The sequence below is a fragment of the Candidatus Thiodiazotropha sp. AKAK2 genome (assembly GCF_058244685.1).
The window spans coordinates 60,001-82,491 of the sequence record NZ_JBSYOP010000028.1; the positions used below are offsets into that span (position 1 = coordinate 60,001).

At 49.9% G+C, this 22,491-nt stretch carries 17 protein-coding genes, 1 tRNA gene and 2 rRNA genes (1 of these 20 only partly in view); 18 read left to right on the forward strand and 2 right to left on the reverse strand.

What is annotated here, in order from left to right; all coding sequences use genetic code 11:
• From AC4IE8_RS12385 to AC4IE8_RS12420, 8 genes are all read left to right on the forward strand, one after another.
• A 23S ribosomal RNA gene (locus tag AC4IE8_RS12385) occupies positions 1-1,365 on the forward strand (it extends 1,521 nt beyond the left edge of the window).
• A gap of 105 nt (positions 1,366-1,470) precedes the next feature.
• A 5S ribosomal RNA gene (gene rrf / locus AC4IE8_RS12390) occupies positions 1,471-1,586 on the forward strand.
• 117 nt (positions 1,587-1,703) lie between these two features.
• Positions 1,704-2,333, forward strand: coding sequence for a hypothetical protein (locus tag AC4IE8_RS12395; protein ID WP_068987467.1), 630 nt, complete (start codon positions 1,704-1,706; stop codon positions 2,331-2,333).
• A 2-nt stretch (positions 2,334-2,335) separates the two neighbouring features.
• Positions 2,336-4,144 carry a M61 family metallopeptidase gene (locus AC4IE8_RS12400; protein ID WP_490791142.1) on the forward strand — a complete coding sequence of 603 codons (1,809 nt, stop codon included), beginning with the start codon at positions 2,336-2,338 and terminating at the stop codon, positions 4,142-4,144.
• On the forward strand, positions 4,137-5,132 hold the full coding sequence (gene birA, locus AC4IE8_RS12405) for a bifunctional biotin--[acetyl-CoA-carboxylase] ligase/biotin operon repressor BirA (RefSeq protein WP_490791143.1): 996 nt from the start codon (positions 4,137-4,139) through the stop codon (positions 5,130-5,132). The genes AC4IE8_RS12400 and birA overlap by 8 nt, the downstream gene beginning before the upstream one ends.
• Positions 5,133-5,135: 3 nt before the next feature.
• The gene (locus tag AC4IE8_RS12410; protein ID WP_068987470.1) at positions 5,136-5,873 is read left to right on the forward strand and encodes a type III pantothenate kinase; all 738 of its coding nucleotides are present in this window, start codon (positions 5,136-5,138) and stop codon (positions 5,871-5,873) included.
• Between the two features lie 3 nt (positions 5,874-5,876).
• Positions 5,877-6,698 (forward strand): hypothetical protein, encoded by an 822-nt coding sequence (locus AC4IE8_RS12415; RefSeq protein ID WP_068987471.1) that lies wholly within the window; start codon positions 5,877-5,879, stop codon positions 6,696-6,698.
• 42 nt (positions 6,699-6,740) lie between these two features.
• Positions 6,741-6,816, forward strand: a tRNA-Thr gene (locus tag AC4IE8_RS12420).
• Between the two features lie 134 nt (positions 6,817-6,950).
• On the opposite strand, the gene dksA is transcribed toward AC4IE8_RS12420, so the two are convergent.
• Positions 6,951-7,394: an RNA polymerase-binding protein DksA gene (dksA, locus tag AC4IE8_RS12425; RefSeq protein WP_490791157.1), complete on the reverse strand. Its 444-nt coding sequence runs from the start codon at positions 7,392-7,394 to the stop codon at positions 6,951-6,953.
• Positions 7,395-8,008: 614 nt separating this feature from the next.
• Entirely contained in the window at positions 8,009-9,064 is a 1,056-nt protein-coding gene (locus AC4IE8_RS12430) for a CobW family GTP-binding protein (protein ID WP_490791144.1), read from the reverse strand.
• Positions 9,065-9,516: 452 nt separating this feature from the next.
• Here AC4IE8_RS12430 and AC4IE8_RS12435 point away from each other — a divergent pair, with 452 nt between their 5' ends.
• From AC4IE8_RS12435 to AC4IE8_RS12480, 10 genes are all read left to right on the forward strand, one after another.
• A complete protein-coding gene (locus AC4IE8_RS12435; RefSeq protein WP_490791145.1) occupies positions 9,517-11,148 on the forward strand; it encodes a FecR domain-containing protein in 1,632 nt (543 codons plus the stop codon).
• A 17-nt stretch (positions 11,149-11,165) separates the two neighbouring features.
• A complete protein-coding gene (locus tag AC4IE8_RS12440) occupies positions 11,166-13,625 on the forward strand; it encodes a putative bifunctional diguanylate cyclase/phosphodiesterase (protein ID WP_490791146.1) in 2,460 nt (819 codons plus the stop codon).
• Positions 13,626-14,021: 396 nt separating this feature from the next.
• The gene (gene rplU / locus AC4IE8_RS12445) at positions 14,022-14,333 is read left to right on the forward strand and encodes a 50S ribosomal protein L21 (RefSeq protein ID WP_068987474.1); all 312 of its coding nucleotides are present in this window, start codon (positions 14,022-14,024) and stop codon (positions 14,331-14,333) included.
• A gap of 10 nt (positions 14,334-14,343) precedes the next feature.
• On the forward strand, positions 14,344-14,601 hold the full coding sequence (rpmA, locus tag AC4IE8_RS12450) for a 50S ribosomal protein L27 (protein ID WP_068987475.1): 258 nt from the start codon (positions 14,344-14,346) through the stop codon (positions 14,599-14,601).
• 63 nt (positions 14,602-14,664) lie between these two features.
• Entirely contained in the window at positions 14,665-15,735 is a 1,071-nt protein-coding gene (gene cgtA, locus AC4IE8_RS12455) for an Obg family GTPase CgtA (RefSeq protein ID WP_068987476.1), read from the forward strand.
• 75 nt (positions 15,736-15,810) lie between these two features.
• The gene (gene proB / locus AC4IE8_RS12460) at positions 15,811-16,935 is read left to right on the forward strand and encodes a glutamate 5-kinase (RefSeq protein WP_068987477.1); all 1,125 of its coding nucleotides are present in this window, start codon (positions 15,811-15,813) and stop codon (positions 16,933-16,935) included.
• A gap of 409 nt (positions 16,936-17,344) precedes the next feature.
• Positions 17,345-18,232, forward strand: a complete 888-nt coding sequence (locus AC4IE8_RS12465) for a DUF5995 family protein (protein WP_490791147.1) — start codon at positions 17,345-17,347, stop codon at positions 18,230-18,232.
• Between the two features lie 2 nt (positions 18,233-18,234).
• Positions 18,235-19,128: an alpha/beta fold hydrolase gene (locus tag AC4IE8_RS12470; RefSeq protein WP_490791148.1), complete on the forward strand. Its 894-nt coding sequence runs from the start codon at positions 18,235-18,237 to the stop codon at positions 19,126-19,128.
• 29 nt (positions 19,129-19,157) lie between these two features.
• A complete protein-coding gene (locus tag AC4IE8_RS12475; RefSeq protein ID WP_490791149.1) occupies positions 19,158-21,434 on the forward strand; it encodes an efflux RND transporter permease subunit in 2,277 nt (758 codons plus the stop codon).
• Positions 21,435-21,454: 20 nt separating this feature from the next.
• Positions 21,455-22,438, forward strand: a complete 984-nt coding sequence (locus AC4IE8_RS12480; protein ID WP_490791150.1) for a lipocalin-like domain-containing protein — start codon at positions 21,455-21,457, stop codon at positions 22,436-22,438.
• Positions 22,439-22,491: the final 53 nt, after the last annotated feature.

A 22,491-nucleotide genomic window follows, 5' to 3' on the forward strand; every position in this document is an offset into this window, starting at 1 on the left:
GCGAAGTGATTGATGCCATACTTCCAGGAAAAACCTCTAAGCTTCAGGTAATAAGTAACCGTACTCTAAACCGACACAGGTGGGTAGGGTGAGAATCCCAAGGCGCTTGAGAGAACTCTGGTGAAGGAACTAGGCAAAATAGTACCGTAACTTCGGGAGAAGGTACGCCCTTGGTATGTGAAGAGACTTGCTCTCCTAGCAGAAGAGGGTTGCAGTGACCAGGTGGCTGCGACTGTTTATTAAAAACATAGCACTCTGCAAACTCGAAAGAGGAAGTATAGGGTGTGACGCCTGCCCGGTGCCGGAAGGTTAATTGATGGGGTTAGTCCTCGGACGAAGCTCTTGATCGAAGCCCCGGTAAACGGCGGCCGTAACTATAACGGTCCTAAGGTAGCGAAATTCCTTGTCGGGTAAGTTCCGACCTGCACGAATGGCGTAACGATGGCCACGCTGTCTCCACCAGAGACTCAGTGAAATTGAAATCGCTGTTAAGATGCAGTGTACCCGCGGCTAGACGGAAAGACCCCGTGAACCTTTACTACAGCTTTGCACTGGACTTTGAATATGTTTGTGTAGGATAGGTGGGAGGCTTTGAAACGTAGACGCCAGTTTACGTGGAGCCAACCTTGAAATACCACCCTGACATATTTGGAGTTCTAACCTCGACCCGTTATCCGGGTTAGGGACAGTGTATGGTGGGTAGTTTGACTGGGGCGGTCTCCTCCCAAAGAGTAACGGAGGAGCACGAAGGTACCCTCAGCGCGGTCGGACATCGCGCAACGAGTGCAAAGGCATAAGGGTGCTTGACTGCGAGACAGACAAGTCGAGCAGGTACGAAAGTAGGTCTTAGTGATCCGGTGGTTCTGTATGGAAGGGCCATCGCTCAACGGATAAAAGGTACTCCGGGGATAACAGGCTGATACCGCCCAAGAGTTCATATCGACGGCGGTGTTTGGCACCTCGATGTCGGCTCATCACATCCTGGGGCTGAAGTCGGTCCCAAGGGTATGGCTGTTCGCCATTTAAAGTGGTACGCGAGCTGGGTTTAGAACGTCGTGAGACAGTTCGGTCCCTATCTGCCGTGGGCGTTTGAGATTTGAGGGAAGCTGCTCCTAGTACGAGAGGACCGGAGTGGACGTATCTCTGGTGTTCCGGTTGTCACGCCAGTGGCACTGCCGGGTAGCTATATACGGACAGGATAACCGCTGAAAGCATCTAAGCGGGAAGCCCCTCCCAAGATTAGATCTCACTTGTCTCTTGAAGACACTGAAGGGCCGTTGAAGACTACAACGTTGATAGGCTGGGTGTGGAAGTGCAGTAATGCATGAAGCTAACCAGTACTAATTGCCCGTGAGACTTGACCATATAACACCCAAACATTTTGGGTTTGGTTCAAACAAACGCACACCCAATACTCGAGCGATCTAACCGAATGCAGAGTTGTTCAACTTGAGCAACTCCAACAGTTTGCCTGGCGGCTATAGCGTGTTGGTACCACCCGATCCCATCTCGAACTCGGAAGTGAAACGACATAGCGCCGATGATAGTGTGGGGTTTCCCCATGTTAAAGTAGGACACTGCCAGGTTTTTACGCGAAAACCCCGTATCGGAAACGATACGGGGTTTTTTTTTGTCCAAACGCGTAGAATCTTCATTTTAAGTTTCTCTTCGAAGTCTGGATTTGTGTTAACAGGCCCCTTTAGATGTTTATTTCCATTGCACTGCTGATAACAGGCTTGATACTGATAGCGCTCTCTTTGCGACAGCTCCTTTTCAAAAGGAAATTGCTCAGTGCCACATTCAGTGGAGCATTCGGAACATTTACCCTGCTTGTCGCTACAATCTTCACACTCTTGCTGATGAATGTTCAGACCTATGTGCAGCTCACCAGGGAGATTGACCTGGTAGAGGTAGAGGTTACAGATGTTTCTGAATCTGGCGCTGAGTTGAAGCTATCCTACGATGGCAGGACATCAACTCACCTGATTGCTGCGGATGAGTGGCGACTGGATGCCAGGTTCATCAAGTGGAAACCCTGGTTCACCCTGTTCGGTAAGGAGCCGATTGTCAGGCTTGAAACCATCAGTGGGCGAAATAACCGAAAGTTTACAGCGGAAAATCAGATCTACCAGTTGTCTGATACTTCCATAAACACAGATGAACTGTTCTCATATCTTACGCATAAATTCGGTATTCTGGATACCATGTATGGCAGTTCGGTCTACATGCCGATGCGGTCAGGTGCCCGCTACCTTGTCAGTGCAACCCACTCTGGTCTGATTGCCAGACCGTTAAACAACCAGGGGCGTAGTGCAGTCAATAACTGGAAATGAGAATGATCGACTACAGACTAAAACTGCTATCGCCACAAAGACATATCTTTGAAGTTGAATTGACTATTCAGAATCCTGATCCGGATGGACAGGTCGTCTATCTACCGGCCTGGATAAGAGGCAGTTATCTGATACGTGATTACGCCAGACATATCGTGTCGATCGAGGCCAATGCCAATGGGCAGCAACTCACCCTCAATAAACTGGATAAACAGAGTTGGCAGATCGAATCGGTAAAGCAACCGCTCACAATCAACTATCAGGTTTATGCCTGGGAGCTTACCGTCAGATCGGCCCATTTCGATAATACCCACGCCTATTTCAATGGGCCGGCACTGTTTCTCGCAGTGCGTGGTCAGGAGCTGATGCCGTGCAGGTTGGAAGTCGTGGCACCACAATTCAAACCGCAGAAAGAATGGTGGGTTGCCTTTTCAATGAAGCCGGAAAAGATCGATGATCGGGGCTTCGGTACTTACCAGGCTGATGACTACGAGACTTTAATCGATCACCCGGGTGAAATCGGTGACTACACCGAGAGCCGTTTTGAAGTGGCTGGATGCAACCACCGATTTGTGGTAAGTGGCGTTAAAAGATTTGATCATGAGAAGTTAAGTTTACATTTGTCGCAAATTTGTGAAAAACAGGTTGAGATGTTTGGTGAATTGCCGGTTCAGGATTACCTTTTTCTGCTGCGTGTGGTTGATGATGGTTATGGTGGACTTGAGCATAAAAACTCTACCAGTCTGATCTTTCCTCGGGACGATTTGCCGGCAAAACACGATCATAAGATTACATCAGGATATCGGAGGCTGTTGGCGTTATGCAGCCATGAGTATTTTCACTTATGGAATGTGAAACGCATCACCCCAAAAGTTTTTCTTGAAAAGAATACCCAGCAGGAAGTGTATACCCGGCAGCTATGGGTTTTCGAAGGCATTACTTCATACTATGACGAGTTAATGCTTGTACGTAGCGGTGTGATCAGTAAACAGGACTATTTCGAAATGCTCGCCGAAACAGTCACCCGGGTGATGAGAGGTAGTGGGCGGCTTAAACAGACACTCGAAGAATCGAGCTTTGATGTCTGGACGAAATTCTACAAACAGGATGAAAACGCACCCAATGCCATTGTCAGCTACTATGCGAAGGGTGCCCTGTTTGCGCTGCTGCTGGATTTGACCATACGCCTTCAAAGTAATGGTAGGTCGTCACTGGATCAGGTTATGCGTGAAATGTGGTTGCGCTATGGTAAACAGGGTAAAGGCGTACCGGAAAACGGTATCGAAACGATTGTGGCTGAGGTCACTTCACTCGATCTTCAATCACTCTTTGATCTAGGCCTGCGTTCAACAGACGAACTTCCCCTCACTGAGTGTCTGCCGGCGTTTGGTGTTGAAATGAAATTGCTGCCAGCTAAGTCCTTTGATGACCGGGGTGGTGTAATCCGTGACAAGGAGCGCGAGCAAAAATCGTATACGGGCATTGGTGCAAAGTGGACCAATAAAAACGGCGGCATCAAAGTGCAGCAGGTATTTGATGACGGTGCTGCGCAGAGAGCGGGCATCTCTGCCGGTGATGAGATTGTCGCCGTGGATGGGCTCAGAATGACTGCAAAGCAGTTTGAAAACTACATTGTCGACACCGATGCGGGTGATGATATCGAGGTGCATCTGTTTCGCCGCGATCAATTGATGAGTCTGCTAATGCAACCGCAGCTCGCAGCATTCGATACCTGTTACTTCGACCTGACTGAACCTTCCGATGAAGCAGTCAAGCAGCGTCTGTCAGACTGGTTGATGGGAAATGGCTGAAGAGATCCTGCTGATCAACAAAATGGCTGATGGCCGGTTTCATTCTGGTCAAGAGCTGGGCGAGATGCTTGGCATCAGCCGTGCCGGTGTCTGGAAAAAACTCCAGAAGATCAAAGATAAGTATGGTCTGCAGGTTGATGCCGTCAAAGGCCGTGGCTATCGATTGCAGGAGTCATTGGATCTACTCAACAAGGATTCAATCGAAAAGGTGTTGACTGAGCTTGGTATAGAGTCGCCCTCCGTGGAAGTCCATACAACCATTGATTCCACCAATGCCTGGTTGATGCAGCGGGCTGCATTGGGTATTAAGACCGGTACTGTTTGTCTTGCAGAACAGCAATCGGGCGGAAAGGGCCGCCATGGCAGACACTGGGTCTCCCCGTTCGGCAGAAACCTCTACTACTCAATGTTATTGCGATTCGATCTTGCGCCAGCCCAGGTTGCCGGATTGAGCCTGACTTCCGCTATTGCAGTACTGCGTCTGTTGCGTCAGATGAATTGCCACCAAGCCGGACTTAAGTGGCCGAATGATGTACTTTGGCAGGGCAGAAAACTGGCAGGACTTCTGTTGCAGGTATCGGGTGAAACAGGTGGTCCATCCCAGGTTGTGATTGGTGTCGGGCTCAACCTGGGCATGGGGCGGTATGGTGAAGCGATCGATCAGCCTTGGGCCGATTTAAGTCAGATTCCGCATGTTAAACCTTATCGTCGCAATGAACTGGCAGCCAGGCTGACAGCGCATTTAAGGGATGTTGCCGAACAGTATCTGCAGCAAGGCCTCGCAGGTTTTACCGATGAGTGGCATAAGTATGACCTCTATCTTGGCAAGCAGGTAGTGATAAGCAGTGCCAGTAACTTGCACACAGGCATACACATGGGGATCGATGAAAGCGGCGGCATCAGGATAGAGACGGAAGGGGAGATTCGCACCTTTCACGCAGGTGAAGTGAGTCTTAGGGGAAATCAGAACGATGTCAGCAGATCCTAGGCTATGAAACTCTTTGTAGATATTGGCAATACGGCAATCAAGTGGGCGAATGAGCGTGAGCTGCAGTCAAAGGTAGTGCACAGAGCAAGTTCCCGTCAGATCCCGGAATCAATCGATCGGGCCTGGCTCGATATGGTAGCGCCATCTGAGGTACATATCGCCTCTGTCAGAACCTCACAGATTACGGATCGCCTGACTCATTGGATCGCTCAACACTGGCAGGTCAAGGCTCGCTTTTCGAAAGCATCACAACAGGAGTTGGGGGTAACCACAGGGTATACCTCACCATCCCAACTGGGGGTTGACCGCTGGTTGGCCCTGTTGGCAGCCCACCATATTGGTGGTGGCCCCAAACTTGTTGTAGATTGCGGTTCAGCCACCACAGTCGATGGTGTGGATGGATTGGGCCGCCACCTTGGCGGGCTGATTCTGCCGGGTCTGCAGCTCATCGGCAAGTGCCTGGAGCTGAATACCGATCTCTCATTTGGTGAGAGTGGATTTGAATTAAACGGTTTTGCGACTGATACCGCAGCAGGGATTCAATCTGGCGCTATGCTGACACATCTCTGCGTGGTAGAAAGGTCACTTCAGGAATTAGAACAGCGATGTGGGAAAACTGCAGAGTGTATTATTACTGGTGGGAACGCCGACAGCTTGTCAGCCCATCTGTCAGCGACTCACCAGGTCATACCGGATCTTGTTCTTCAGGGATTGGCGTTACAATCAGCTCAAGCAGAATAACTTATGAAATGGCTATTTTTAACACTATTGCTGATTAATCTAGGCCTGTTTATGCTGATCTATCCACAGCAACAGGGTAGTGAGCGATCCTCACTGTTAGCCGATGTTGGAGAGCTGAAGCTGGCCAGTGAGCACGAATCCGCAACTGTGACAGATGAACCTGGGCCTGTCGAACCGGACGAACTGGTGGCGGATGCTGTCAAGACGGCCGATCCAGAGCTTGAGAAACCGCTCAAAGATACACCTGTAGAGCAGCAGCAAACTCAACAAACAGCATTGCCCGAAGAAGCGCCAGCCGAGGAGACAGTCGCTGAAACACCAACCCCTCCCCCCGTGGTGGAGCTCCCGGAGGAAGTAGCGGTCCGATGCGCTATGTTGGGGTATGTGGATTCACGCTCGGCCGCTGAAAAGATTTCAGTCAGGATGAGAGCGCTGGGGTTTAAGCCTGAGCTGCAAGCGGAATCGAGAAACGAGCAGGCGGGCTATTGGGTACTCATCCCTCAGCAGTCATCCCGACGTAAAGCGGTAAATATAGCGAAAAAGCTCGAAGAATCAGGAGTTTCTGATCTTTGGCGGTTTACCAGTGGTAAGCTGGTCCATGCCATCTCCCTGGGGCTTTTCAGAGATGAGATTCGGGCGGGTGACCGGAAGCGTGAAATCGATGCACTGGGTTTCAATTCAGTGATCCAGCCCAGGTATCGGGAAAAGACCAACTACTGGCTGAGTTATAAAACGGGCAATGGTGCTGTGTTAAGTGATCGTGACTGGGCGGGGCTGGTCAAGGATTTTCCGGAACTGGTCAGAAATGAGATTGAGTGCCAATAGTTTGCCAGGAGGCACAGAAACGCTTAGAATTCGCACTCCTTAGCCGGCGTAGCTCAGTTGGTAGAGCAGCTGATTTGTAATCAGCTGGTCGGGGGTTCGAATCCTCTCGCCGGCTCCATACACATTTGGGTGCATCCATGGATTGGCAGGGCGGCCCCGTGCCATCCTGATTTTTTAAAATCCACACCCAGCATTAATCCGTTATTGCCCCGTCTGTAGGAATTCTGTGCTCTCATTGGTAAGAGGCCGGACTTATTTTCTGCCGAGATCCACTCCGGTTAACCGCTCGCGTAGTTCGCGTTGCTCCTGAGCTTCCACACAAAGCGTCGTAACGGGACGTGCCTCAAGCCGTGCCAAGCCGATTGGCTCGCCGGTGTCTTCGCACCAACCGTAGGTTCCATCATCAATGCGGTCGAGGGCGGCGTCGATCTTACCCAGCAGTTTTCGGTAGCGGTCTCGTGTGCGCAACTCCAGCGTCTGGGCCGCTTCACGGGTGGCTCGGTCTGCTTCATCGCCGACCTCATGGTGGCTGTCGTGACGTAGCTCCGCGAGCGTCGCGTCTACCTCATCGAGTAGCTCTGATCGCCAGTTCAGGAGCTTCTGCTTGAAATAGGTCAGCTGGCTTGGCCCCATGCAGTCGTCGTCGATGGGGGGACCACTGTCAGTGGAGCCTAGGGGCTGTTGCTGCTGTTTCAATTCGCTGTTTTTCTTGGCCATATCACTGTGTCGCTCTGTAGAATTCTGAGGCCGCAGCGGATGTGGCTGCGGTAGCCGGATCGTGACGGCGCAAGGTAAAACTTATTATCATACCTCTGCCGCCGCACGTTGAAACCACACCAGCACCTGCTCCCGACAGGGTTCGCCATACAAGTTCGCGAAACGCCGTGATTCCTCATGCTGGGGATTACCAAGAATGGTAATGCGCGCTTTACAAAATCGGGCGTTAGCACCTGTCTGCATTTGTCCTCGATGCACTGGCGCCAGCCCGCATAGTTGCTTGGGAACAACGCCTCGGTGTAGCGTTCTTTATCATCATTCATGGGTTATGTCTCCTCAAATCGGGCTGGTTGTCCACCGCGTGTGTTGAGGCAGGAGGGCCCAGCTCAGAGTCGGTCGCGATTCGATGCATGACAAGTGAATAATTGATGATTAGTAATGTAATGTTATATCATAACATAAGTATGGAGCATCTTTTTTATGGATGTTTGCTGCGTCAGCATTAGGTGGCGGTGAAACAGACTTGAGTGAGCATTTCGTGTGGCAGCTGGCTTGTTAGCGTGCAGGGCGTATTGGGTTAGTGTTAACAGGCCCTAGCAAGCGTTCTCTACACAATCCCTTAACTTCCGTTCAATTACACGCCAATCCAAGGGATCCGTACTGATCATCTCGATTCGTGGTTTAACCTGTTGCTCCAGAGCCTCTTCGGACCACTCCCCCGGGGTTGCGTTGATTCTCAACTGACCATGAGATGAGGGCAGGTAACCTTTCATTCTCACTACACTTGACATGACCATTATCTGTCGCATGCAACCCGGATCGAATAAGGCATCCGCAGGCAGTGTCCAACTTGCTGTGTAGAAACCATCGGCAGCACCTTCAATACGATTCCAATCACCACAGGAAGGCTTGTGTTCTTGATGGTGATCGTGATGCTGGGTATTCGCTTTGAACGCATGCGCCTCGGGAAATAAGGCCGTGCGCTCGAGTCTAGGCGCATCAAGATAGGCCTGTTTAAGGCCGCCATGAGCTACCATAACGGCAGCTTTTTTGGATGAGTTCTGAGCTTCAACCAGACTGTAGAACGCATCTCTGTCGGCATCAGAGTAGCCGTCCAGTTTGTTGCCAATGAGCACATCGGCCAAATGGAGCTGGTCCTGGAAGTTAGGGTGAGACGTATAGCGGGAATCACTCAGCATGCGAGCATCAACCAGGCCAATGGTCGCTCGGAGATCAATGACTTCGCCATACATGGGGCCGGTGAGTTGCTGGATGAGTTGAGCCGGGTGTCCGAGACCGGTGGGTTCGATAAGAATGCGGTCGGGTTTTGCGCTGTGGATCAGGCGATTCAGCCCCACCTGCATGCCCGTGCTGCCAACACAACAGAGACAGCCACCGGCGACCTCTTCAACGAATACCTCGGCATGATCACCTGCCTCGGTCTGTATCAGGTCACCATCCACACCGATATGCCCGAATTCATTCACCAGCACAGCCCAACGCTGCCCTGCGGGCGCCTGAGACAGAAGATGCAGGATGGTGGTGGTCTTACCGGTACCGAGGAATCCAATGATTAGGTTGGTGGGTATGTTGCGATACATGAGGGTGAGGAGGGTAAACACATCATCCCGGCAGATCAAGGCGAGCACGTGCTAGCAATGCCGGTAGGCAACAGCTGTAAATCGTTTATTGCCGATTCAACTCCTTGAATTTACGGGCTAGTATTTGTTGTTATACATTATTAAACCGGCAGGACATCATCAGTCACAACCCCGGGGGACATTGACGCCGCTAACCGAATTGCTGGCGGCTTCGGTTCTGATTATTCGGCGGCAGGTATGGGCTACGGATTCGGTTCTCTAACCGAGCTATGCGAAGTCCTTGTAGCGATAGTGTATTTACAGCCTGTCTGTTCGCCGAGCTATCTTTTTGCCGCTTTTAATCTTAAGCTAAATCCATACTTATGGAATTGCTCTAGACTAAGAGCTGCGATAGTCCAAGCCAATCATGTAGTATGAATTTAGAGTCAGTTATTCAATGTGATTCAGACTGGACGCTTCAACTAACTACAAAAGGGACAAGGTCGGGGAGAAGTCCATTGTTGAAACGAATTTTTTTCCTGAGAAACACGTTCCTTATTCTGCTTTTTTCCCTGCCTGTGCAGGCATCCGATTGGGTATACACGGTAGTAGACGGGGATAACCTCTGGGATTTCAGCGCCAAGCATCTGGATAGCGTGATGCGCTATGAGCAGCTTAGGAAGCTGAATAACATCAAAAATCCAAAACGTTTACAGCCGGGTAGCTGGCTGCGCGTACCCATGAAGTGGATACGCAGCAATGCGATTCCTGCCCGGGTCGGTCTACTTGAGGGCAAGGTTCGAATCGTCCGCGCCGATGGATCGGCTGAGAACAAGCTTGAGTCCGGTGTTCTGATCCATTTGGGGGACACCCTGAATACCGGGCAGAACAGCAGTGCTTCAATCATCTTTGCCGATAACTCCAGTTTGACCTTGTACAGTGATACTGAGATGCGCTTTGATCACCTAAGTGCCTATGGAGAGACCGGCATGGTGGACTCCAGGGTGCATCTGGGGCAGGGGCGTATGGAGACCAAGGTAAAACCGACCGCTGGTCCCGGATCCCGATTCGAAATCCATACCCCTTCCGCCATCACGGCGGTCAGAGGAACTGCCTATCGTGCTGCCATCAGTCCGAGCGGTGACTCTTCAAGTTTCGAGGTGCTTGAGGGGGATGTGGTGGTCAGCGGTGCTGAGCAGGACACCCTGGTATCAGCAGGATTCGGTACTCAGGTAGCCCTTGGCAAAGCCCCTGCAAAACCCCGAAAACTGCTGCCGCCTCCGGCTATGGATGAGATGCCTCAACCATTGAGAGCGTTGCAGTGGCAGCTCAGTTGGCAAGCGCTTGATGGTGCGAAAAGCTATCGTGCGGAGATCAGCTCAAGTCGCCATTTTGCTGTTCTACAGTGGGAATCAGTGGTTGATAAACCTCTCGTGAAGCTGCCGGATCTTGCTGACGGTGACTACTGGTTCAGAGTGCGTGGTATCGATGAGATTGGGCTTGAGGGTCAGAGCGCGGTTCAGCCTTTGCTCCTGGATCGCCATCCCCAGCCGCCAACATCGCTGAGTCCCGCAGATGGTGAGATGCTGGATGTTGGTGGGGTGGAACTGAAGTGGCAACAGATCAGCGATGTCAGGGGGTATCTGTTGGAGGTTGCCGACGACCAGACCTTTGAAAATATCCTCTATAAGAAGGAAACCGATGACAAAGGCCAGTTTGAAGTGACCGAACTGAAGCAGCCTGGACGCTACTTTTGGCGCGTCTCAGCGATAGCCGAGGATGGGGAGGTGGGTCCGTCAGGGGCCATCCGGTCATGGCGGCTAAGAGCTGATATGGAATCCCCAAATGTTATTGTTACGGCCAAAGAAGCTCATGTTGCCAGTCACTGGCAGCCATTGAATCCAAACTACCGCTACCATGTACAGTTGGCTCATGATGCTGATTTCAAACAGCTTGAATTTGACCAGATCATCACTGCCAATGAGCAAACCTTCGATCACATCTACAGCCAACTTAGATACTTAAGAGTATGTGCCGTGGATGAGGATGACTATCATGGGCCTTGGAGTTCAGTACATAAGGTTGATCCCCTGCTGGGTAAGAGCGTTTGGATTGTACCGATAAGCACAATTATGGGTTTGCTGTTTTTGTAGTTGATTAAGGCAGACTTTTGATAAAGAACAGAATCAGTCAGATTGTTTTATCAGCCATTCTGGTTGCCTGCTCTTTTGTTCTGGTCAAACATGCCGCGATAGAGCGTCTGGATTTTCTTCTATACGACTATTTCCTCAATCTGCTTGATAACCAGATTAGCCAAGAGCTGGTGGTGGTAGCCATCGATGATACAAGTCTGCAGGCGATGGGGCGTTGGCCCTGGTCGAGAAAAGTCCACGCGCAACTGCTTGATCGTTTGACGGATTTGAAGGCCCGTGTTGTCGGATTCGATGTATTGTTTTCCGAAACGGAGACGACAGATTCGCTGGCAGACAAGTTTTTTGCAGATGCGATTGCCCGCAGTGGCGTAACCGTGCTTGCCGTTGCACCGACAAATCCATTGCCAGGAAAACAGATCGGTGAGGTACTGCCTCTTCCCATACTGGCAGAGTCGGCCGCTGCATTGGGGCATGTGGATTTTGAGATCGATAGTGATGGGCTTTGTCGCAGTTTCTATCTCTATGCGGGAATGGATGATGCACGCTGGCCAACCTTTACCTTGGCGATGGCCAATGTGGCGGGTGATCCAGTTCCACTCAGTCGTGATATCAGAACAGTCAAAAGGGAGTCGATCAGTTGGCTGAGATCCGGACGTTATCTTATTCCGTACGATGCGCACCCGGGTGGAATTGAAACGCTATCCGCCTATCAGCTTCTCCACGATGATGAGGCGGCAGCCAAGGTTGCAGGGCGCTATGTGTTGGTTGGATCAACGGCAACCGGTTTGGGTGATGTTATTTCAACACCGGTGTCGCAAAATCACCAACGGATGCCGGGAGTTCGGTTGAATGCTCATGTATTGAGTGGATTACTGGGGGGGAATCTGCTGAAAGAGATGGATCAATATGCACATCTCTATTTGACTCTGTTGATTACGGGTTTGGTAACGTTTTTACTCTCATCGACCCGCTTCCCTGTTTCGGTTGTTCTATTTCTCGTGGCGGTGATCGGTATCCCGGTTAGTGCCGGTTTGACGCTTTCCGTTACACAAGTCTGGTTTGCCCCTGCCGCTTCGATGGTGCCTCTGTTGATCGGAATACCCTTATGGGGGGTTTGGCTGCATTGGCGCGAAAAAAGTGTCAATCGTCAATTGAGTGTTCGGATGCGTGATCAGGCGACCCATCATGCTGTGACCGGTCTGCCCAACCAGTACGCGCTGGAAGAGTATCTGCGCAAGCTGACAGTTTCTGATGCGGAACAAGCCAATATTACCGCATTGATTATCATTCATGTGAAGTGGTTGAAATCGACCGGCAGCATCATCGGTCGTTCAGCCGGTAACCAGCTTCTGCAAGCGATTGCTCAGCTGTTACGCGATGTGGTGCGTAGTGATGACATCGTCAGTCATCTTGGTGGTGATGACTTTGGGGTATTGGTGCAAGGGTTGACTGATATTGAATCGGCTGATGTGGTTGCACAGAATCTGCTTAGAATTATGCAGCAACCCATTGCCTTTGAAGCGACCTCGATGTTTCTCGCGCCATGCATAGGTATGAGTTTGTGGCCGGATGAGAGTGAAGATGGTGAAGCGTTATTGCGTGATGCGAAGATCGCGGTTTTTAAAGCGCGTATGCAGGGTCTTGAATCAGTTTGTCTCTACTCACCGCAGATGGCCAAAGAAGTTGAGCAGGGTTCGCAATTGGAGCGGGCACTGATCTTTGCTTTGGAACGTAACGAATTTGAAGTCTACTATCAGCCTCAGGTGATTACCGAAACAGGACGGATCTTCGGTGTTGAGGCGCTATTGCGCTGGCATAACCCTGAGCTCGGTCTGGTCTACCCCAGTGCCTTCATTCCTGTGGCTGAACATACCGGGCTGATACGGACGATAGGGCTATGGGTGTTGCGCACAGCCTGTCATCAGGTTCAGCAGTGGAACAGCCTGGGCCTGGGGCCAATACAGTTGGCAGTCAATCTTTCACCGTTACAGTTTAGTGATAAAAATCTGGTTGATGAGGTTCGGCGTTGTCTTGTTGATAGTGGGTTGGAGCCCGAGTATCTGGAATTGGAGATCACAGAAAGCGCTGTCATGCAGAACTTGGCTGAAGCGACGAATGCCATGCGCTTGTTGAAAGAGCAAGGCGTAAAGCTGGCCATTGATGATTTTGGCACCGGTTACTCATCGTTGAGCAATCTACAGCACTTTCCGTTGGATCGGATCAAGATCGATCAATCCTTTACCCGGGAGTTTCAGCAGAATGAGAATGTCAAAGAGATCACATTGACGATTATTGAGATGGCAAAACGTCTCAAGCTCAAGGTTATCGCAGAGGGTGTAGAGACGGAGGCTCAGGCGGATCATCTGCAGCAATATGGGTGTGATGGTTTGCAAGGTTACTACTACAGTCATCCTGTACCCGCATCGGAGCTGTCAGCAATTCTTGACCGTGAGGAATCGAAACAGATCAATCGCTAGCCGATTATTGGAATCAACCTGCCACAGTAAGCGTCACGATAGAAATCACTGGTTCAGCCAGGGCTTGCTCCGGTCATCAGCCGGTCGTTGTGGGTAGGGTTAGATTGGATAGGATAGGGTCTAAACTGGCCTTGGCGGCCGCTCAGCTGGAAATGCAATATGATGACATACTGGCAACTCAAAAATAGAATTATTGATTCCAAACAAAGAGTTACCTAGCTAGATAGGTCTGCCCTCCTGGCCGTGCTGAGCTCGATGCACGATGACTTTTCAGGTGGCCGTTGGATCAGTCTCACTACAGGTTGACCCGCCGTGTCGGTACGGGTAGAATTCCGGCTCTTTACCTCGCCAGATGTCTGGCTGAGGAGATAACGGGATATTTCGGGGATTAATGCAATGTATGCGGTAATTCAAACCGGCGGCAAACAGTACCGGGTTTCTGAAGGCGACACCATCAAAGTCGAGATGTTGACAGCTGATGAAGGCGCCTCCGTCGAGCTGGACAAGGTTCTGATGATCACCAATGGTGATGACGTCAAGGTCGGTACACCTTATGTCGATGGCGGCAAAGTTACGGCTACCGTGAAATCCCACGGTCGTGGCAAGAAAGTGAAAATTATCAAGTTTCGTCGCCGCAAGCACCACATGAAGCGTCAGGGGCATCGTCAGTGGTTCACTGAGTTGCAAGTCACTGGCATTAGCGGCTGAGGAGAGAGAGATGGCTCATAAAAAGGCAGGCGGTAGTACACGTAACGGCCGCGATTCGGAATCCAAACGTCTTGGTGTCAAGATCTACGGTGATCAGGCTGTGAAAGCCGGCAATATCATCGTTCGTCAGCGTGGCACCCAGTTCCATAACGGCGTCAATGTAGGCATTGGCAAAGACCACACCCTGTTCGCCAAAGCGGACGGTACGGTCAAGTTTGAAGTCAAAGGCCCGCGTAACCGCAGATATGTGAGCGTTGTCGCCGAGTAATCAAATTACGGAGTTGACGCTCAAAAGCCTCGTCCGCTGACGAGGCTTTTTGCGTTCTGGCCTATGAAATTTGTAGACGAAGCCAAAATCAAAGTAATTGCCGGAGACGGGGGTAACGGTTGCGCCAGTTTTCGCCGGGAGAAGTATATCCCGAAAGGCGGCCCAGACGGGGGCGATGGCGGTGATGGTGGCAGTGTCTACCTGATTGCCGACAGCGGTCTGAACACTCTGGTGGATTTCCGCACCCAGCGAACCCATAAGGCCGAGCGTGGCCAGAATGGCATGGGGCGCGAACGTACCGGGCGAAAAGGGCAGGATCTGCAGGTGCGGATTCCTGTGGGTACCCGTATCTTCGATGAGGAGACCGGTGAGCTGCTGGGCGAACTGCTGGAACACCAGCAGACCCTGTTGGTGGCCCAGGGTGGTGAGCACGGTATCGGCAATGTGCATTTCAAGAGCAGTACCAACCGTACCCCGCGCCAGTTTACCCTTGGTACCGAAGGCGATCGGCGTGAATTGCGTCTGGAGCTGATCCTGCTGGCGGATGTCGGTCTGCTGGGTATGCCCAACGCAGGAAAATCGAGTCTGATCAGTAAAATTTCCAGTGCCCGCCCACGAGTGGCGGACTACCCTTTTACCACCCTCTACCCCAATCTCGGTGTGGTCAGTCTTGCTCAGGACCACAGTTTCGTGGTGGCGGATATCCCGGGTGTGATTGAAGGGGCGGCTGATGGTGCAGGACTTGGACTGCAGTTTCTTAAACACCTCTCCCGGACTCGTCTGTTGTTGCATATGGTGGATATCGCACCGCTGGATGAGTCGGTGGAGAGTGCCAGTGAGGTACGCCAGATTGAGCAGGAGCTGTCCCGCTATTCAGAAGAGCTGGCCGGTAAAGAGCGCTGGCTGGTATTGAACAAAAAGGATCTGCTGCTGGACGATGAGTTCCAGGAGCGCAGTCAGGCTCTTTGCGACAGCCTGGGCTGGAGTGGGCCTGTTTATGGTATCTCTGCCGTATCAGGTGAAGGCACCAAACAGCTGATCTCGGATCTGATGCTGCGCCTGGAGCAGTTGTGGCAGTCAGAGCGGGAGCCGGAGGAGCAGGATGATGATGAAGCGTGGGATCCTTTGCAGTAAGTCAGACTGGTTTCTGGCTTGCTTCAAAGTCTCATGAGATAGTTGTCTAATTGTATTCAGTATGTCAGGTAGCAAATGATTTCCCGGGAAAAGATCGCCAGATCCAAGCGTTGGGTTATAAAGATCGGCAGCGCACTGCTTACCGCCGACGGTAAAGGTTTGTCCGCTGAACTGCTCGGCTCCTGGGTTGAGCAGATCGCCTCCCTGAGGCATACCGGGCATCAAGTGGTACTGGTTTCCTCCGGAGCAGTGGCGGAAGGCATGAGCCGCATGGGCTGGCAGACCCGACCGCATAATCTGAATGAGCTTCAGGCCGCCGCTGCGATCGGCCAGATGGGATTGGTACAGGCCTGGGAGGCCGGATTCCAGAAGTTTGACTTGCATACTGCCCAGGTGCTGCTGACCCGCGACGACCTTGAAGACAGATCCCGATACCTGAATGCCAGAAGTACCCTACGTACGCTGCTTGAATTGGGAGTGGTGCCCGTGGTCAATGAAAACGACACAGTAACCAACGATGAGTTGCGATTTGGCGATAATGACACCCTGGCCGCACTGGTCGCCAATCTCATCGAGGCGGATCTGCTGGTCTTGCTGACAGATCAGGAGGGTTTGTTCGATGCGGATCCCCGATTCAATCCTCAGGCAAAACTGATCTCCCAAACTCGCGTGGATAATCCCCAGCTTGATCAGGTCGCTGGCGGTAGCGGCGGTGGTCTTGGTTTGGGTGGGATGGTGACCAAGGTGAGGGCAGCGCGGTTGGCGGCCCGCTCAGGTACCGGTACTGTGATTGCGGCGGGTAGACAGAAACAGGTTGTTGATGCGATTTATCGTGGCGATGATGTGGGTACCCTGATGGTACCGGTACAGGAGCCCCAGGCAGCCAGAAAGCGCTGGTTGGCCGGTCAACTGCAACCCAGGGGTAGTCTGACCATCGATGATGGAGCGGTACGCGTGTTGCGCGAGCAGGGCAGCAGTTTACTGGCGGTCGGCGTGAGCGGTGTGAAGGGTGCTTTCGCCCGGGGTGAAGTGGTCGTCTGTCTCGATAAACAGGGTACTGAAGTAGCCCGCGGTCTGGTCAACTATGATGCCCAGGAGACCATGCGTCTGATGGGTAAACCAAGCAGTCAGATCGAGGAGGTGCTTGGATATGTTGATGAAGATGAATTGATTCATCGGGATAACCTTGTCCTGCTCTGATCTCTTTGATCGTCCAATTCTGAAAGTCTGACCGGCATCAGCCAACCATTTTTTAAGCCTGATTCCTTTTCCTCTCTGACATGCAATTGTGGGTATGCCAATAAGCTCTGCTCCAGGATGATGAGAACTCTTAACTGAGAATGGCAGTTGGTTAAGTAGGCATTTAGATCTGATCCGGCTCGAATGTTCAGCAATTTATTGACAGCATAGATCGGCTTGGTGAGAATGGAATTGCCCAAGTCGATATGGCTGAACTTGTTCAGTAATTGCTTGCTGGGATGGTAGTGCCCATCAAGGAGTGATTCGCATTCTTAATGCAGCAGAGGTTCTGTCTGCATAACCCTGTAGTAAGCGGTGAGCCTATGGATGTAGCTGAAGCGCTTATAGTCAAATAAGTAGTTGTATTACAATGAATATTTGCGAGGCTCCAGACCTTTCTCTTGTCAAAGACGGGCGCTATGCAGATTCATCGCAACCGATTCAGTCCAACCTCAATTGGTCAAGTACACTATCGCTGAGCCAGTTAAGGCAGCAATTGGAGTATCTGGAAACTCAGCACAGCCTTATAGGCGATAGCCACGCCTATTTTCTTTCATGTTACATCGTCAGCATGAAGCGATGTGAATATCTGATTGAAGCGATACGCAACAGTGATCATCCTGAACACGCACTCTATGCAGATCTTGATGATCGGCTGATTGAATCCATCGCAAGCTATTTCAGCTACTACTATTTCTCCGCCTATGAGGCTGTGTTGTCGTCTGGGAAGAAGCGAGTCCCGAATCCGTGGGCGCTGGCGTTGAACTCTGATTCCGTGGCTAAGCAGTCTCCTCTGCATGGAATGCTTTTGGGATTGATAGCGCACTCCTGTTATGACCTGCCACTTGTTTTGTCGGAAACAACGTCCTCAGGTAGCCCCCTTTATGACTGGTCGAATGCAGATCACAAACGGACTTATCTTGAGATTAGTAAGTTACTGGTAGAGGAGTTACCTGTAATCGGGCGAAATATCGAGTCGACTTTCGGTAGCATGAGGCGCCGTGGCCTGGTTAAGGGAGGAGTTAGCATTCGACTGGTAAGCTATCTTCTCAGGAGTGGTTTTTTTTCTCGGATAGTTTTTAAAGTTCTTACCAATGTACACAGAGAGGCGCTGTTGAACTGCCATCGATTGCAGCGTGGTGTATTGAGTGTTGATGCGCTTGCGGATCTCTGCTGTAAACGTATGAGTCTATTCACTCAAGGGTCAATTCATGTAAATGTTGTGAAAGCCGTTTTTCAGGTGCTGGTTAAATCATAAGCATGTCTATCGGGACCACAATGGCCAACTGTTTGAAGTGGATCTGTTTTCTTCTGACCCTAATTGATGTTGCCAGTCTCTCCGCTGACGAGTTGATGAAACAGGAGTCTTACAGTTGCTCTTCTCAACAACTATTTGTATGCCAGGAAGAAGCAGGCAATGTCGCGCTTGTGTTTATCCATGGATGGGGAGGTAGAGCGTTGTTCTGGGCAAGTCAGCTCGACTATTTTTCTAATGATTATTCTGTCTACGCTCTGGATCTACCCGGGCATGGTGATTCTAAAAAGGGTAAAGCTGAGCCTTCCATATCCACGATGGCTGAGGGCTTAGAGAATTTTGTGAATCAAATTGATGCGGATCATGTCGTTGTGATTGGGCATGATATCGGCGGTTATATCGCGCTCTCCCTGGCTGTTTCCGAAATCGGTAGAGAAAAAATAAAAGCTATCTTTGCAGTAGAGTCGATGGTTGATACAAAAGTCTCTATGCCGAAAAAACAGTATCGGCGGGTACTGAAAAGTTTGCAGAGAAACTTTAAAGATACCGCGAGACAGATGACCCGTGATTTGTTTTCAGTGGAAACAGATCAGGAAATGATTAATTGGGTGGCTGATTCGGTGGCGACAACTGATGCTGAGCTTTCATTGGGATTGCTGAATGATTTCATGAATATGGACATGTCATTGGAGTTGGCAGCTTTCGAAGGGGATCTCGTTATTCTTAATACGGAATATAACCAGCCAAGAGTGGATCGCTTAAAGAGTATTAATTCTAAAGTAGTGGTTGAGTCGGTTGGTTGGAGTGAGCACTTCATCTTTTTGGAAAATGCCGTTTTGTTTAACAAGGTTTTGGATCGATTGATAAAAGTTCATTTAGATTCGTTCAGTGATAAGTAGAAGCAGTAGCCGCTGCAGGGAAAGTATTGGTGATTGGTAACTCACTACAAGAATTCTTTTCGACAGTCCGGCAAAGCAGACTGTTGCTGGTGGGATTGGCAGTTATAACCCTGGTAATGTTGTTGGGTGTAGCTAAGCTTCAATTCAATGATGACTATAAAAGTCTTTTTAAAACAGACCGGATAGAGTATCAAGCGCTTGAAGAGTTTCTGAATACGTTTCCTGCTGATGATCAGGAGCTGGTGATTCTGTTCAGATCAGACAAGATTCTAACTGAGCCGACCATTCATCAATTACATTCTGTTGTAGAAAAGATAGAAAACAGTCCAGCAATAGAGTCTCTGTTTTCCATATTCTCCATTCCTAAACAGAATTCATCAATTCGAAAAATTGAGCCCCTGTTGTCAGTGGATTCCATGGAAGAGAATCTTGAAGCGAGCCTGGCGGCCATTGGTGTCCATCCGATGGTGAAAAACAAGCTGCTATCTGAAGATGGCAGCTTAACCCTAGCTATCGGAATATTGGAGGAGGGTTATGACCGTCATGATCAGATTAGTCAGGTAATTGATCATATTCATACGATCACTGCTCAGGCTGATGGCGGGGCGGGATTGGCGGTATTTGTTACTGGTAATGCGGCAATCAGAGTTGCATTAAAGAGTCAATCGACCCGTGATCAGATCTTGCTGAATTCGATTGGTGGTTTTTTGGCCTTTTCGATTACTCTGTTTCTATTTCGCTCCCTAAGGCTTTCGATGATTATTACCGCTGGTCCGTTGCTCGGAGTGATCTGGACTTTAGGCTTCATGGGCTTTATGGGGAGCAAGCTGAATGTAATTAATCAGATGATCTCTCCGCTAGTGATGGTTATCGGTTTTACCGATGCCATTCATCTTATGTTTGCTGTCCAGCGTCGTCGTATTCAGGGGTTTTCCAGGGTCGGAGCTTCTATTGGGGCAGTGAAGGATGTTGGATTGGCCTGTATGCTTACGTCAATAACGACCGCGATTGGATTTGCGGTGTTGATCACCACAGATTCAACCGTTATTCATGAGTTAGCCCTACATGCCTCGATAGGGGTTCTGCTGACTTTTATAGCAGTTGTTATTTTCATCCCGGCATCTGCAGTTTTTTTAGAGGATGATGTTGTCGTTAATTCTCGCCGATTGGATATCACGCTAGCTGATAATCGGGTATTAAAAAAAGTACTGCTTGTGATCGGGGACAATGCCGCCGTTGTGGTAAGTGTCGGTGTTATTCTTACGGCTATTGCAGTCTACCAGGCTCAACAATTAACGACAGATTTTCAGTTTCGGGAAAATCTGCCTCAAGATCACGAAGTCTCTGAAGCAATGAGGCTGGCGGATCGACATTTAAATGGGATTCAGCCACTGAATATTGTCATTCAGTCAAAAAATGAAGGAGTAATGGAGTCTCCGCAGGCTGTTGAGTTGATACAGCGAGTTCAAGCAGATCTCGCAGATCAGTTTGGATTGAAAAACTCCATTTCAGTGGTTGATCTGTTAAGGGTATTGCCCGGTGCGTCTGAAGACCTCTCCCTACAGTTTTCAAGGCTGGTCTATTTGCCAGAAAAACTGGTGAGGCGGTTTTATCATGAGCCATCAGGAGAGGCCGTGATATTGGTGCGTCTGCCAGATAATGGCTCGAATCAGCAACTGGAAACAATACAGCAACTGGAAAAGAAGTTGGCTCAGTTAAATGCTGCTAGTGATCAGTTTAGTCTCGACTTGCAGGGGATTTCACTGGCAGCCGCCAAAGGCAGTGTCGATATGATTCAGGACCTGCTGATCAGTATATTGAGCGCTGTTGCCATTATATTTTTTGTACTCTCCCTGTTTCTTAAGTCAATCAAACTGGGGTTGATTAGTTTTCTGCCGAATATACTGCCATTAGCAAGTGTTGCGGCGCTACTGGTTATCAATGATCAGCCGTTACAGTATGCAACGATCATGGTGTTTACAATCTGTCTTGGAATTATTGTGGATGACGGAATCCATATGATTGTGAGGTATCAAAAAGAGTTTCAGCAGGTCAAGAGTGTCACTCTCGCAGTCCACCGCACACTTCAAGCTATCGCGCCTGTGCTACTGGTGACAACCCTGATTTTGTTAGCGGGTTTCGTATCCATGTTAACCAGCTCTACGGAGGTTATCGTCAGGATGGGGTATCTCTCATGTATGGCGCTCATCATGGCTCTGCTGGCTGATTTGGTGCTTTTGCCCTCATTGATCATTGCAGCAAGCCCAAAGGATTCAGTTCAGAATTGTGTCGAGGAGCAGCTGTGAGGTTTCTCTCAAGAGTAGTTATGCTGTTGCTGTTGATGTCACTGATCTCCTGTGCAACAAAGACATTGAACCCAATTCGAACCGTTGAGCTGCCTGAGGACGATGCCTTTATCGACGGTGAGTATATTCAGTGGTGGTATTGGAATGGCAATCTTACGGCTGGGAATGGCCGGAGGTTCGGTTTTCAGATGGTCTTTTTTTCAGTGCAGCCTAATCTGATGATGGCTCACGGATCGCTTACTGACATAACGAATCAAACATTTCAGTACGAAACTTTGACCAGGCTAATGATCCCAAAAAAGTATACTCAGAGTTTTTATCTAAATGTTGGATCTATCAAACCAATGATGGCAAAAGGAGGAGGTGGGGTCGATAGATTAACGGCTGAACTAGGGGTATTCAGTTATGATTTATTTCTCAAGGCGTCAAAGCCTCCACTGCTTCACTATGGTGGAAGGTCTCATGAATATGAAATAGGAGGATATACCTATTACTACTCCAGACCGAAAATGGATGTTGACGGTCATATTGTAGTCGAAGGGGAAAAACTGGAAGTAACGGGTGAGGCTTGGTTTGATCGCCAGTATGGTGATCTTGAAGAGATTATCGACACGGGATGGCAATGGTTTTCAATAAGATTATCAGACAATACACAAATGGTGCTGTTCTATTTTGAAGAGGCGAAAGCGATTAGAGAAACCCTCCTGGTCAAGTATGATGCAGAAGGCAATACAAAAAGCTATACATTGGATAAGTTTGATTTAAAGGTATTGGACTATTGGCAGAGCCATGAAACGGGTTGTAAGTACCCAAGTAAATGGCAGCTCGAAGTGGAAGATCAAATGCTGACCATAGAACCCTACCTAAAAGATCAGGAGGTCAGGCCAAAAGCAGGTGCCTGGTTGACTCCTACCTACTGGGAAGGTGCTGCTTCGGTTGCTGGTGAAGTTGGTGGTGAAGCCTATGTGGAGTTACATGGATTCTGTGGGGATTCTGCAGAATAGCTGAATCAGTTATAAGTTGTGATTTAAAAAGCATGGATGGAATCTGAAGCCGA